We start from the raw sequence: 13,556 nt of genomic DNA, 5'->3' as shown, positions 1-13,556 counted from the left end.
CATGAGCCTTCGCTGCGCCGTACTCGACGACTTCCAGCAGGTGGCCACCACTGCCGCCGACTGGGGCCCTCTCAAGGGCCAGGTGGAGATCGTCAGCTTCCCCGAGCATTTCGCCACCGAGGACGGGCTCGCCGCCGCCCTGGCCGACTTCGACATCATCGTGACACTACGCGAACGTGTCGTCTTCCCCGCCTCCCTCCTCGACCGACTGCCCCGTCTGCGCCTGCTCATCGCCTCCGGCATGCGCAACAGCGTCATCGACTACGCGGCGGCCGAACGCAACGGCGTCACCGTCTGCGGTACCGCCAGCACCTCGACCCCGCCCGTCGAGCTGACCTGGGCCCTGCTGCTGGGGCTGGCCCGGAGCATCGTCACCGAGAACACGGCGCTGCGCGCCGGCGGCCCCTGGCAGTCCACCGTCGGCGCCGACCTCCACGGCCGGACCCTGGGCCTCCTCGGCCTGGGCAAGATCGGCAGCCGGGTCGCACAGGTCGCGCTCGCCTTCGGCATGGACGTCCAGGCCTGGAGCCAGAACCTCACCGACGAGCGCGCCGCCGAAGTCGGTGTCCGGCGGGCCTCCAGCAAGGAGGAGCTCCTCTCCACCAGCGACTTCGTCTCGCTGCACCTGGTCCTCGGCGACCGCACCCGCGGCCTCCTCGGTCCCTCCGAACTGGCGCTCCTGAAGCCGACCGCCTACCTGGTCAACACCTCCCGGGCCGGCCTGATCGACCAGGACGCCCTCCTGGACGCCCTGCGGGAAGGGCGCATCGCCGGCGCCGGCCTGGACGTGTACGACACCGAGCCGCTGCCCGCCGACCACCCGGTGCGCACCACCCCCCGCCTCCTGGCCACCCCTCACTTGGGATACGTCTCCCAGAACAACTACCGCACCTACTACACCCACGCCGTCGAGGACATCCAGGCTTACCTCGCCGGCACTCCCGTCCGCCTCCTCGGCTGACCCCGCCCTCGTCCTGCGCCCCACCCCTCTCGAACTTGGAGGTTCCCCGGTGAGCCCGCACCCCCGCATGATGAAGCTCGGCGCCTTCCTTCCCGCGCCCGGCCACCACATAGCCGCCTGGCGGCACCCCGAAGCCCGTCCCGACGGCGGCCTGAACTTCGACTACTACCGCTCCCTGGTGCAGACCGCCGAGCGCGGCATGTTCGACATGGTCTTCCTGTCCGACGGGGCCGGAGTGCGAACCAAGTACAAGGACGCCGACGAGCTGAGCCGCCAGGGCCGCATGGTCCACTTCGAGCCGCTGACCCTACTGTCCGCGCTCGCCGTGCACACCCGGCACATCGGCCTCACCGCGACCGCGTCCACGACCTACAACGAACCCTTCACCCTGGCACGGCAGTTCGCCTCCCTCGACCACCTCAGCGCCGGCCGCTCGGGCTGGAACGTCGTGACCTCCGCGACGGACGCCGAAGCGCGCAACTACAACCTGGACAAGCAACCCGAGCACGCGGCCCGATACCACCGCGCACGGGAGTTCATGCAGGTCGTCACCGGGCTGTGGGACAGCTGGGAAGACGACGCCTTCCTCTACGACAAGGAGTCCGGCCGCTTCTTCGAGCCGGAGAAGCTGCACATCCTCGGACACAAGGGCGAGCACTTCTCCGTACAGGGCCCGCTGAACGTTGCCCGCCCGCCGCAGGGCCACCCCGTCATCGTCCAGGCAGGCTCCTCCCCGGACGGACAGGACTTCGCCGCCCGCTGGGCGGAGGTCGTCTTCACCGTCCAGCAGACCCTGGACCAGGCCCAGGTCTACTACCGCGGTCTGAAAAAGCAGGTCGCCGACTACGGCCGCGACCCCGACGACGTCAAGATCCTGCCCGGCGCCTTCATCGTGGTGGGCCGAACACTGGCGGAAGCCGAGGACAAGTACGCGACCCTCCAGTCCCTCGTCGACCCGGTGGTCGGCCTCGGGATGCTCTCGTACCAGCTCGGCAACGTCGACCTCACCGGCCACCCGCTGGACGGCCCTCTGCCGGAACTCCCCGCCACCGAGGGCAGCACCGGCAAGCAGCAGATCATCTACGAGCAGGCCCGCAGGCGGGGCCTGACCATCCGTGAGCTCTACCTGGCCGTCGCCGCCGGACGCGGGCACCGCTTCCTGCTCGGCACCCCCGAGACCATCGCGGACGAGCTGGAGGACTGGTTCGTCAACGACGCCGCCGACGGCTTCAACATCATGCCCGACTACCACCCGGGCGGCCTGGACGCCATCGTCGACCTCCTCGTACCCGAGCTGCAGCGCCGCGGCCTGGTGCGCACCTCCTACGAAGGCACCACGCTACGGGAGAACCTCGGACTGCCCCGGCCCGCCTTCCCCCCGGCCCCGGCGAGCGGAGCATGACCGTCGGTGCGACGTCCCTGCGCTCCGTCCTGCGTGCCCATCCCTCGGGGGTCACGGTCCTGACGGCCGCCGGGACGAGCGGCCCGGTGGGAGTGACCGTCACCTCCTTCACCTCCATCAGCGCCGAACCCGCTCTCATCGCCGTCGCTCTCGCGGACACCTCCACCACGTGGCGGAAGCTGGTGCACTGCGAGCACTTCGCGATCCATCTGCTCGGCGCCGATCAGGCGGCCACGGCCCTGCGCTTCGCCACCCCGGGCGCCGACCGCTTCGCCCCGCCGACCGACTGGCCCACCGGCCCGTACAGCGTGCCGTACCTGGGAGGATGTCTGGGTCGGCTGCTGTGCTCGCGCCACAACACCGTGCGCCTGGGCGACCACCATCTACTGGTGGGCGCCGTCGAGCAGGTCGAGCACGGCGAGCAGGGGGACGGCCTCGTCCACCGTCACGGGAGCCTGCAGCCGGTCCCGACTCCTCTTCCAGCAAGGACCTGACACATGCCCACCGTTCTGTTGCTTTCGCGTCAGCCACTCACCGCCCGGCCGCTCCAACAGTGGCTCGACCACCCCCAGGACGCCGTACTGATCACCACGCCCAAGGCGGTCGACGGTGCCGAGGAAGTCCTGGCCGCCTCCTTCCCCCGCCACCGGCTGGTCGACGACTACCACGGCTGGGCGACCGAGGAGCTCGCGGAGGCAGCCGCCCGCGCGTACGGGGTAAGCCTGGTGGCCAGCACCAGCGAGAGCGACGTGCTGCGGGCCGCCCGGCTGCGTGCCCGGCTCGGCCTGCCCGGACAAGACGTCGCCTCGGCCATCGCCTACCGCGACAAGGTGGTCATGAAGGAGTGCGCGCAGGCCGCAGGCGTACGGGTTCCGGCGTTCGCCGCCGTGGACAGCCCGCAGGATCTGCTCGACTTCGTAGACACCAACGGGCTGCCCGTCGTCGTCAAGCCGCGCGCTGGCGCCGGTGCGGAAGGAGTAGCGTTCCTGCGCGAGCCCGCGGACATCACGGACTTCTTCGCGCGGGAGCGCGGCTCCGCGGTGCCGTACCTGCCCGGCCAGTGGATGGTGGAGAGCCTCGCCCACGGCGACTTCCACCACGTGGACGGCATCATGCAGGACGGCCGGGTCGTCCACTCATGGCCCGCCCGCTACACCGGCGGCCTCGCCGAACGTGTCCGGGAGAACCTTCACACCGGCAGCATCCTGCTCGCCCCCGACGAGGCCACCACACACACGCTCCAGCGCATGACCGCCGACGTCATCGCCGCTCTGCCCCCGGCGCCGCACCCTCTCGCCTTCCACCTGGAGGCATGGGTCGGCCCGGACGGCATCCCCGTGCTGTGCGAGATCGCCAGCCGCGCTGGCGGCTCCCTCATCGGCGACCAGTACATACGGGCCTTCGGCGTCCATCTTGCGCGTGAAGGGCTCCGGGCTCAGTGCGGGCTGCCCCTCACCCTCACCACACAGCCAGCCGCCCCCTCCCGGTCCGTCGGCCATGTCCTGCTGCCCCCCGGCCACGGTGTCTTCGTCCCCCCGGCCGACCCATGCCCGGTCCCCGACACGAAGCTGACCCTGATGCGCAAGGCCGGGACGCACTGTCACGGCGTGGAGAGCGCGGCCGACGCGGCGGCAAGCGTCTTCGCCGAAGCCGACACCACCGACGCCGTGGAGTCCCGGCTCGCCGATGCCATGGAGTGGTGGAACCGGCACACCCGATGGGAATGAAACGTCCCGAGCCCGTCACCGTCCTCCGCCTCCTCCCACCCGGAAGGGACAAGCCGTCTTGTCCGAGCACATCCTGATCGTCGGCACCGGCCGCGACTTCCCCGCCCGCATCCGCGCCGCCCGTCCGGGCGCCCGCACCACGGTGTTCTGCCGTATCGACTCCGTAGACCGGGTCCGCGCCCCCGGCGACAACGCCCGCGTCCTGGGACTCCGGGACGATGCCCCCGAACAGGAGTGGGTCGATCTGGCAGCGGCCGTCCACGCCCGGGACCCCTTCACCCGGATCGGCACCTTCGGCGAGCGCAACCAGAACCACTACGCCCGCATCGCCGAGGCGCTGGGGCTCATCGCGCACAGCCCGGACACCGTCCATCTGGTGCACGACAAGCGGGCCATGCGGGCCCGGCTGAGCGAGGCGGGCGTGGACTCCACCGCTGGCGTCCGCGTCTCCGGCGCGGACGAACTGCGCACCTTCGCCCGCCGGTACGGCCTGCCCTGCGTGGTGAAGCCCGTCTCGAATTCCGGCAGCGCCGGCATCACGAAGGTGACCGACGAGAGCGAACTGGCGGAGGCGTACGCCCGCGCCGACAGCAGCTACGAAGGCCTGCCCGACGCGGGCGTCCTCGTCGAGGAGTTCCTCAACGGGCCGCAGTTCAGCGTCGAGGCCGTCTCGGAGTCGGGCGAGCACCAGGTCGTCGCGATCACCGCGAAATTCTCCGACCCGGCCTCCTTCGTAGAACTCGGGCACGTCACGCCGGCGCGGCTCACCGACAAAGTCAGCGACGAGATCCACACCTACGTCGGCGCCGTACTCGACGCCCTGGGTGTGGAATTCGGCCCGACCCACTCGGAGATATGCCTCACCGAGAAGGGCCCACGCCTGATCGAGACGCACGTCCGCATGGGCGGTGACGAGATCCCGGCGCTGGTCCGGGACGCGACCGGCGTCGACGTGGACGACTGCGCAGCCCGCCAGACCCTGGGCGAGAGCGTCCTGCCGGACGTCCGCGCCACGCTGGCCGAGGACCGCCCGGCGCTCTTCTCGGCCGTCTGGTTCGCAGCCCTGGAATCCACCGGTGTCCTTGACCACGTCGGCCGCCTCGACGAGGCTCGTTCCCTGCCCGGCGTGACGGAGGTGCGCCTCCTCGCCAAACCGGGATCGGAGGTGGGCGGCCTGACCTCCTCCGACTCACGAGTGGCCTTCGCCCGCGCTCTGGCGGACACTCCCGAGGACGCCGCACGCGCAGCGCGAGGGGCGGTGGAACTCCTGGAGTTCACCCTCAAGGTCTCCCCCCAGCAAGGCCGGGCCATCTGACCCCTGTGCGGCGTGGGCCCCGCCGAAGGCGGGGCCCACGCCGCACAGGGGTCAGATGCGTTCTGTCCTGGGCCTTCACTGAGCCTTCAACGACGTCACCGATCGCGGTCCTATGGGCGCCTCAGCGGTACGCAGCGGAAATCCCGTGACCTGCGTGGACAGGTCGTGGCACAGTCGCCCGCATGTCTAACGACGTCGCCTACCCCGTCTTCCGCACTTCCGACCTGGGCCTGGCTCTCAGCATCGCGAGCCGTCTGATGGAGTTCGGCCGCCGCGAGGACTTTCGGGTCACCGCGTATGCCGAGCTCTGCTCTGTTGCCGAGGTGCAGCGGGTGGCGAGGGAGCTGCCTCAGGGGCAGCACGCGGGGGATTTTGACTATCGAGAGGTCGGCGGAGTGCCACGGGAGTAGTGGCCCCTGCTCGTGGCTGGCCTCGCAGGGCGTGATCTGCCGACCGATTCGGCGGTGTACGAAGGACGGCTGCCAGTGACGTGCGAGCTCGACGACCTGCCGGTCGGGAGAATTAAGGACGTCTTCGCAGCGGCGATCGGCCCGAGCAGGGACTGGATCAACTGGGAGTTGCTGTGCTGGCCGGATGCACCTGAGCTGGGTTTCCTTGGCGAGCGCAAGCATGCCGAGGTGTCGCTCTCGACGGTTGACGGTGGGTCACACCTCGTTTCTGGCAGTGCCAGGACCTGGCCGCCCGGTCAGTCATTGCACGTGGTGAGGCTGGTGATTCGATCATGGAATAATACCCATTTCTCGCATTGAACCTGTAACCACTCAAAAGCGACTGCCAGAATGGGGCCTCAGGCGGCCGATCTCACCAGTCCCGGTATGAGCAGATACAGAAGCAGCCGAGAGAGCCTCAGCGGGCCGCACACGCGTTTTTCGGTCGCCAGGGCAGGCCCTGAGCTGCCGTCAGAGGGCCAGGAAGCAGCAAGTGAGACTTATCGCCCCTGTCCTCCATGGCACTTCATTGCTCCTACCAGCAGAAGGAACGACTGCTGGCGAGGTGTGGCCGAGGACCCTTTTCGTTCCGAGTTACGGGCGGTCTGTGCTGGTTGGCATCGGCGGAGCTGGGAGGCTTTCAGCACGCCAGGTCGTTACGGTACCGGCTGACACGATCCGTCCCATTCCGACGAGCACCGGTCCGGAGAGACTCTCGGCGAGTGCGAAGGCGCCGATGAGTGCGCGCATCACCGGGTCGAAGGAGAACAACATCGCAACCACTTTGGCGCCGTCCATTTTCACGGCCTGGAAATCCAGGGTGAAAGCGAGAGCCACCCCGACGATGCCGGAGAAAACAACCAGGCCCCAGTCGTATCCGTTGACGCTTGGGGCGGCGGGGAGAGAGAAGGGGAGGAGCAGGATCGCCGAGATGCAGACCGACACGGCCAGTCCCTCCAATCCGGAGGATGCCCTGCCCACGCGCTGCGCGAAGAGGGTGGAGCAGGCAAGGGCAAGCGTGGAGAGCAGTCCGAGGGCGATTCCTGCCCACTCGTCTGTCCCGCCGGGTTCCGTGACCAGGACTACGCCCGCCAGGCCGACTGTCGGGAGGAGCGCTTCGCGCCAAGCGCGCGCCGGGGCGACCGCGACGATGAACGGTCCGAGGAACAGCAGCGTCGCCGCCACGCCGAGTGGGAGGCGGCCCACCGTGCAGTAGCAGGCCACGTTCATGACGGCCATCGCCGCGCCGTAGATGACCATGCCGGCCCAGTCCTACCGCGTGTGGCCACGGATTCTCGGACGCACCGGCGCCATCAGGACGAGCGCAGCGCAGAGCTGGCGCAGCCCGGCGACGGCGGGAGCGCCCAGCCGGTCGAAGAGCGTCGAGGCGAGTGCTGCTGAGGCTTGGACACTCAGGCAACTGGCGAGGACCAGGCCCGCCCCGATGACTGCTTGGGTACGGTGTTCGGCGTCCTCACGTGTGCACCTCCGGTAGGAGGCAAGAAGGGCTCGGCCTTCCCTCCCCTCACTGAAACGATCGTTTCACTGTAACGCTCGTTATGCTGCGGTTCGCTGTCGTCGCATGCGATGAGTCCGGTGACGTCGGCGATCACCTCCGCCGTACTGTTTGCCCATGGATGAGGTTGAAGTCGTCGTCGCCCATGCCGAACGCGCGACCCTGCGCGTCGGCGATGTGTTCCTGAAGGTGGAGGCCGATCAGGCGCGCATCGACGCCGAGGTCGAGGCGATGTCCCTCGCGCCGGTGCCGACCCCGGAGATCCTGTGGCGCAAGCCGCCCGTGCTCGCGATCGCCGCACTCCCGGGAACGACGCTCGGGCGCCTCGGCGGGCCGTCGACCGGGTCGTCGGCGGCGTGGGCCGCGGCGGGGGCCGCCATCCGGAAGCTGCACGACGCACCGCTGCCGCCACGGACTGGCAGGGCCGGCCGGAGCCGGGTCGCGCTGGCGGCCGAGCTCGACGCTGAGTGCGAGCTGCTCGTGACGAACGGCCTCCTGCCCACCGACCTCGTCACCCACAACCGCCGGGTCGCTGAGGCCGCTCTCCGGCCGTGGTCTCCGGCGTTCACGCACGGCGATCTGCAGATCGCGCACGTCTTTGTCGACGGCGACGAGGTCACGGGCATCATCGACTGGTCCGAGGCGGGCCGGGGTGATGCCCTGTACGACCTCGCCACCTTCACACTCGGACACGAGAAGCACCTGGCCGACGTCCTCACCGGCTACGGCACCGACATCCACATCGACCTCGAAGTGATTCTCGGATGGTGGTCGTTGCGCAGCCTGCTGGCAGTTCGCTGGCTGATCGAGCACGGCTTCGACCCGTTCGCACCGGGCTGCGAGGTTGACGTGCTGAGATCCCGAATGTGATACCGCAAGGATTCAATGGCTGTACTTTCACGCGTTGTACGGGGTGACGGCCCTGGTGCGCGTATACGTGTTGGCTGAGTCCTGCGGACGCACGTCACTTCATGCTGCCGCCCCGGGTTCGCTCGGGGCGGTTGCTGGACGCTGTCCTTCTCACGGAGCCTGATCGTTGTCGCGGAAGGTCGACCGGCCGTTGGGGCCACTCCCCCGGCCTCGGTCACGGACCCGGGACCCCGCTCTGCGCCATGTGGATGTCGGAGCGGATCAGCTCGAGGAGACGGCCGGTCCAGTTGCGGCCGCGTCCGCCGTTGTCACCCCAGAAGGCCGAGTTGGCATCGTCGTAGACCAGGGTGGAGTTGCCTGTCGCGAGAAGAATCCCGGCTAGCTCGGGGTGCTGGTCGTACTTGGCGCGGAGCAGGCTGGTCATGACCGCGAGGCGAATGTGATCCCACCCCTCACGACGAGCGGTCTTGGCTGCGAGATCGCCCGCTGCGGCAGCGGTGCCCGCCGCTGCGATCGCGCTGCGGACCTCCGGCTGGGTGACCGAAAGGGCCCAGTAGGCGTGGGCGACGGAGGGGTAGACGATGTCCTCGACGGTGATGGGGGCGGGGTAGTCGTTGCGCAGTCCGCGGTGGCCGGGGTCGGCTACCGGCTTGTTCGGGTATGAGTGGTGGAGCTGGACTGCCGGGGCGTATGGGGTGGCCGGTTCGTCTGCTGCGACGCGTGAGTCATGCTCCGTGTTCCAGCGGGCGCGCTCCTCGAAGTATTCAATTGCCCTGTTGTAGCTCTCTTGTGAGACCGACGGGTCGTTGGGCAGGTAGGTCCGGCCTCCTGGGCCTGCCAAGAGGACCCGCAGGGGCCAGTCTTTGCTGTCCATGTCGCCCAGTGCGTAGCGGCGTTGTGAGGTGGGGATGGCGAGGAATGCTGTTTGGGCTGCGGCTCGGTTTTCCTCTGTCCGGTCTGTGAGGAAGGCGTTGACCGCAGCGAGGCAGCGGCCGGTCGAGTCGGGTCTGTGGTTCAGCTGGTCGATGGTGTCGCGGACTTCGGCGAGCACAAGCTCAGGGGTGAGCCAGCTCTGAGCGTCGGTGAACTTCCAGCTTGCCAGGTGGTGTGCGGATGCTTCGGCGCCGTCCGGGAGGGTGGTGGCCACCCAGCCGGTTCGGAGCTTTTCTTCGAACTCCTCGAGGGTGACGAGGCCCCAGCAGTCGATGAGTCCGTCGGCGTAGATGAAGAGGTCGGTGAGAAAGTAGCTGCCGTTGCGGATGAAGGCGTGTCGCCAGGTGCCGGGTATGCGGACGCCGTCCGCGGTGCGATAGGTGATTCGTCTGCCGATCATTCGGTGATTGTGCCGCAGTGGGTGTCGGGCGGGCCTTGCGGTTTTGGGGCTGCCGTACGGTCCACGTCGGCCGGGATGGCCCCCCTTGGCCACGGTCGACGAGAGGCCTGCCTGGCTAGGGTGGATGAAGCTTCGGACCGCTGATAACGCCGTTATCAGTGCCGCTCGCCGGGGCTCCTGGTGATGTTCCTGGAAGGGGTTCAGGTCCCTTGTGCCGTGTCTCAACGAAGAATTGCCGGTCTCCCCGAAGAGAGCGGCGAGCGGCTTGTTCCTCTCAACGAGGTCGAAGCGGCGGGGTCAGCAAGCCGGGCTTAGGCGATGACGTGGGCGGGCAACCAGCCGGGGGTTGTTGACCCGGGGCCGCCCCGTTCTGTGCGGTCGCTAGGCTCCCGCCATGTCTAACGATCTCGGTTTCACCTGCTCATGCTGCGGCGACCACCATGCAGAGCTCCCCATGAGCTACTCGACCATCGCTCCTGATGTCTGGGATCCCAGCTTCGAGAGCGATCCGAACAGCATGCTGTCGTCCGACCAGTGCGTGATCAAGGGCCAGCACTTCTTCATCCGGGGCCTGATCGAGATACCTGTTATCGGCAGCGAGGACGTCTTCTCGTGGGGCGTCTGGGTCTCTCTGAGCAAGGAAAACTTCGCCGGTGCCCTTGACGTCTGGAGCTCGGAGGGCCGGGAGGCGGAGAAGCCGTACTTCGGCTGGCTCAGCACGGAGCTCGCGCTCTATTCCGAGAGCACGACCAACTTGAAGACCAACGCTCACACCCGAACGGTCGGCAAGAGGCCCTTCATCGAGCTGGAGCCCACCGATCACCCGCTCGCGGTCGAACAGCGCATGGGGATCACGCAGGATCGCATCCGTGAGATCGCCATAGCTGTGCTGCATCCGGCCTGAGTCTCCGCCGGCCAAGGCCCGTCGGCAGCTTCCTGGGAGGAGGCAGTCGAACTGTCTCCTCCCAGGAAGAAGACGCATCCGCTTGAGCATCCGAGTGTTTCAGTAGTTCGCGGAGATCCCGACCGGACACACGGTTGGCTATGGCGACGCGGTGGATGAACGGGGCCACCGTGTCGTCGTTCAACGGTGGAACCACGCGGACCAGCCAACGGCGGGGCGTAGCCATGACTCTGCCCGAACTGAGGCATCTGGGGGCGCTTCGTTGTCAGATGCTCGCTTGGGATTCCGCAGGTCCACCGGATTCCTGAACGTTGCGAGTAGGACGCCACTCTCACGGCTCCGGACGAAAGCTGTTGTGCTGACGGCGGCAGCGTCCGCCATCAGGCGCCCTGCATTTGTGCACCAAGCCTTCTGCGGGCTTGGGAAGTCGCCCCTCAGGGGTGGTTCGAGGAGAGTGCGTTGCCTCTCGGAGAGGGACGAAGCGCATGGCCCGGGCCCACGCGTCGGGGGCGGGCAGAGTGAGGGCGGGTTCCTGGAGCGCGTGCTCGATGGGGTTGGTGCGGAGTCAGGGGCGGTAGGCGACACGCATGTTGAGCAGGGGGTGCGTCCAATCCCACCATGAGGTTAGTAAGCTGACCTCATGGTTACTCCAAGCATCGCCGGAGACAGAGAGAAGGTCGTCTCCAAGCTGCCGTCCTGGCTACGCCAGGACCTCAAGGTCCGTGCCGCTGAACTCGGCATCGACATCCAGGACGCCGTGTCCGCAGGCATCTCCGCCTGGCGCGCCTCCTCCGAAGACCGCTCCCCCGTCGATACTGCGGGCTCCAGCTCGTTCTCCACCTGGCTGCCTCCAGGGCAGTGGGAAGACCTCAAGACCACCTGCACCGAGCGAGACGGGATGCCCTTCGTCCAAGGGCTCGCCCAGTCGGTTCAGACCTGGCTGAGCGCCAACCCCTCCCCCAGGCACCGCCCGGTGACAGGCATTGTCCAGCGCAAGGTCGTCATAAACCAGAAGGGCGGAGTAGGGAAGACGGCCGTCGCGGCCGGCGTCGCCCAGGCCCTCGCCGAGGACGGCATGCGCGTCCTCCTGGTCGACTACGACCCCCAGGGCCACCTCAGCGATCAGCTCGGTGTCGAGCAACTCCCGCCGGGAACCGACAGCCTCGTGCTGCACATGTGCGGCGAAGGCAAGGGACAGCTGAAGGACCTGGTCGTCACGATCGAGTCCCCCCGCTTCGAGAAGCGCCTCCACGTCCTGCCGGCTTGCCCCGACGGATTCCTTCTCGACGCGAAGATCGCCGTCGCGCGGATGCGGAACAAGGAAGCAGCCCTGGAACGGGCGCTGCAGCCGCTGGAGAAGGACTTCGACGCCATCGTGATCGACTGCCCGCCCAGCCTCGGAATGGCAACCGACGCGGCGATCTACTACGGCCGGCGCCGCCAGGGCGAGGCAGAGGGCATCTCCGGCATGGTCATCCCCGTCCTGGCCGAAGACTCCTCCGCGACGGCCTACGCGATGCTCGCCGACCAGATCGAATCACTGCGCGACGACCTCAGCCTGGAGATCGAGTACCTCGGCCTCGTCGTGAACCTCTACGACAGCCGGCGCGGCGTCGTCGCCACCTCCTCCCTGAGGGAATGGCGGAACCTCGGCGACCCCAAGGTCCTCGCCGTCATCGGTGACCTCAAGGAACAGCGAGAAGCCGTACGCAAGCGCATGCCGCTGCTGGAGCACGCCCCCTACTGCGACCAGTCGACAGGCATGCGAGAGATCGCGAGGCAGATTTCATGAGCTCCAAGGAAGACCAGCTCGGCGCATCCTCCTCGTTCGCCCGGGCCGGTAAGGCCCGCAGCGTCCGCCGCCAGCTGACCGACCAGGCCTTCGGAACGGTCGACCCGAACGAGCTGCCGCTCACCGAGATCAGCGCCAACCCGGACAACCCCCGGGAGACCCTCGGCGATATCTCCGGCATGGCCGACAGCCTCACCGAGATCGGGCAGATCCAGTCGATCACCGTCGCCTCCGTCGAGGCTTATCTGCGGGACCGGCCGGAGCGAGCGACCGAACTCGAGCCAGGGGCGAACTTCGTCGTAGTGGACGGGCACCGTCGCCTGGCCGGCGCCCGCGCAGCGGGGCTGTCGACGATAAAGGTCACCGTCGACGACGCCCGGGTCACCACGGACGAGGCACTGCTGGAGTCCGCCTTCGTCGCGAACGCCCAGCGGGAGAACCTCTCCGACCTGGAAGAAGCCGCAGCACTCAAAACGCTGGTGGCGTTCTATGGATCCCAGCACAAGGCCGCCCGCCGCCTCGGCGTCACGCAGCCCTATATCTCACAGCGACTGTCCCTCCTGGAACTGGCACCGGAACTCCAGGCCGACCTGGAAGCAGGGCGCCGCAGGGTCGAGCACGTACGCGGCCTCGCCAAGCACACCCCGCAGGAACAACGCGAAGTCGCAGACGCGCGAGCTCAGCAAGCAGAAGCGAAGAAGCAACAGCGGAACAAGCCCGCGCCTCGCCCCGCGACTGATAACGCCGTAATCACTCCCGCCCCGGCGGAGCCCGCAGCTCCGTCTCACTCCCCCACCGATAACGCCGTAATCACTTCTGCCCCCGCAGAGCCCACAACTCCGTCTCACTCCCCCGCCGATAACGCCGTTATCACTCCCGGAGCACCCGCCAGCTCCGAACCGGCCCCGCCCCCCGGAGCGCAAAAGGCGGCGACTGATAACGCCGTAATCACTCCGCCCCCCGCACCGGAGTCCTCGGAGCGGCTGCCGTGGCACAGCCCCCAAGCGCTCAACAGGCTGGCCCGCGAGCACATGACCAGCGAGGACCGGCAGACCCTGGCCAAGCTCCTCACCCAGGAGTGAGCCCCCGCAAGAGTGTCCCTGCCGCGTTCACGCAGCCCGGCAGGGACTCTCGCCACTCCCCCGCCACCTCCACCGCACACAGCGACAACACACTCCAGAAAGAGAACCCCAGATGGCAGCGATACCGCTGACACGCACGCACCGGGTACTCATCGGAATCGTCGTCGCCGGTGCGGTGGTCATCGCCGCGATCGGTTTCGCGGGC

13 protein-coding genes are annotated in these 13,556 nt (G+C 68.1%); 11 read left to right on the top strand and 2 right to left on the bottom strand.

Going from position 1 to position 13,556, the window contains the following annotated elements:
* The first annotated feature begins 1 nt into the window (after position 1).
* The 7 genes from IE264_RS34075 (at position 2) to IE264_RS34045 (ending at position 6,175) form a co-directional block, all read left to right on the top strand.
* Positions 2-961 carry a D-2-hydroxyacid dehydrogenase family protein gene (locus IE264_RS34075; protein WP_190167772.1) on the top strand — a complete coding sequence of 320 codons (960 nt, stop codon included), beginning with the start codon at positions 2-4 and terminating at the stop codon, positions 959-961.
* A gap of 49 nt (positions 962-1,010) precedes the next feature.
* Positions 1,011-2,363 carry an LLM class flavin-dependent oxidoreductase gene (locus tag IE264_RS34070; RefSeq protein WP_308428543.1) on the top strand — a complete coding sequence of 451 codons (1,353 nt, stop codon included), beginning with the start codon at positions 1,011-1,013 and terminating at the stop codon, positions 2,361-2,363.
* On the top strand, positions 2,360-2,857 hold the full coding sequence (locus tag IE264_RS34065; protein WP_190167771.1) for a flavin reductase family protein: 498 nt from the start codon (positions 2,360-2,362) through the stop codon (positions 2,855-2,857). The genes IE264_RS34070 and IE264_RS34065 overlap by 4 nt, the downstream gene beginning before the upstream one ends.
* Positions 2,858-2,860: 3 nt before the next feature.
* Positions 2,861-4,090: an ATP-grasp domain-containing protein gene (locus IE264_RS34060; RefSeq protein WP_190167770.1), complete on the top strand. Its 1,230-nt coding sequence runs from the start codon at positions 2,861-2,863 to the stop codon at positions 4,088-4,090.
* A 58-nt stretch (positions 4,091-4,148) separates the two neighbouring features.
* A complete protein-coding gene (locus tag IE264_RS34055) occupies positions 4,149-5,405 on the top strand; it encodes an ATP-grasp domain-containing protein (protein WP_190167769.1) in 1,257 nt (418 codons plus the stop codon).
* A gap of 182 nt (positions 5,406-5,587) precedes the next feature.
* The gene (locus tag IE264_RS34050) at positions 5,588-5,815 is read left to right on the top strand and encodes a hypothetical protein (protein WP_094211524.1); all 228 of its coding nucleotides are present in this window, start codon (positions 5,588-5,590) and stop codon (positions 5,813-5,815) included.
* Between the two features lie 12 nt (positions 5,816-5,827).
* On the top strand, positions 5,828-6,175 hold the full coding sequence (locus IE264_RS34045) for a hypothetical protein (RefSeq protein WP_190167768.1): 348 nt from the start codon (positions 5,828-5,830) through the stop codon (positions 6,173-6,175).
* A 273-nt stretch (positions 6,176-6,448) separates the two neighbouring features.
* On the opposite strand, the gene IE264_RS34040 is transcribed toward IE264_RS34045, so the two are convergent.
* Positions 6,449-7,114, bottom strand: coding sequence for an EamA family transporter (locus IE264_RS34040; protein WP_190167767.1), 666 nt, complete (start codon positions 7,112-7,114; stop codon positions 6,449-6,451).
* A 373-nt stretch (positions 7,115-7,487) separates the two neighbouring features.
* Here IE264_RS34040 and IE264_RS34035 point away from each other — a divergent pair, with 373 nt between their 5' ends.
* The gene (locus IE264_RS34035) at positions 7,488-8,240 is read left to right on the top strand and encodes a phosphotransferase family protein (RefSeq protein ID WP_190167858.1); all 753 of its coding nucleotides are present in this window, start codon (positions 7,488-7,490) and stop codon (positions 8,238-8,240) included.
* Positions 8,241-8,454: 214 nt separating this feature from the next.
* On the opposite strand, the gene IE264_RS34030 is transcribed toward IE264_RS34035, so the two are convergent.
* The gene (locus IE264_RS34030; protein WP_190167766.1) at positions 8,455-9,573 is read right to left on the bottom strand and encodes an NADAR family protein; all 1,119 of its coding nucleotides are present in this window, start codon (positions 9,571-9,573) and stop codon (positions 8,455-8,457) included.
* Positions 9,574-9,967: 394 nt separating this feature from the next.
* On the opposite strand from IE264_RS34030, the gene IE264_RS34025 reads away from it, so the two are divergent.
* The 3 genes from IE264_RS34025 to IE264_RS38260 all read left to right on the top strand — a co-directional run bounded on the left by IE264_RS34025 (position 9,968) and on the right by IE264_RS38260 (position 13,351).
* The gene (locus tag IE264_RS34025; RefSeq protein ID WP_190167765.1) at positions 9,968-10,477 is read left to right on the top strand and encodes a DUF2199 domain-containing protein; all 510 of its coding nucleotides are present in this window, start codon (positions 9,968-9,970) and stop codon (positions 10,475-10,477) included.
* 640 nt (positions 10,478-11,117) lie between these two features.
* Complete coding sequence (locus tag IE264_RS34020; protein ID WP_190167764.1) at positions 11,118-12,269, top strand: ParA family protein; 1,152 nt, start codon at positions 11,118-11,120, stop codon at positions 12,267-12,269.
* A complete protein-coding gene (locus IE264_RS38260) occupies positions 12,266-13,351 on the top strand; it encodes a ParB/RepB/Spo0J family partition protein (protein ID WP_229887908.1) in 1,086 nt (361 codons plus the stop codon). The genes IE264_RS34020 and IE264_RS38260 overlap by 4 nt, the downstream gene beginning before the upstream one ends.
* Positions 13,352-13,556 lie beyond the last annotated feature (205 nt).

This window comes from Streptomyces microflavus (assembly GCF_014650075.1).
Classification (GTDB): domain Bacteria; phylum Actinomycetota; class Actinomycetes; order Streptomycetales; family Streptomycetaceae; genus Streptomyces; species Streptomyces microflavus.
Note: the sequence above shows the minus strand (reverse complement) of the source record. Positions and strands in the feature narration are given on the sequence as shown.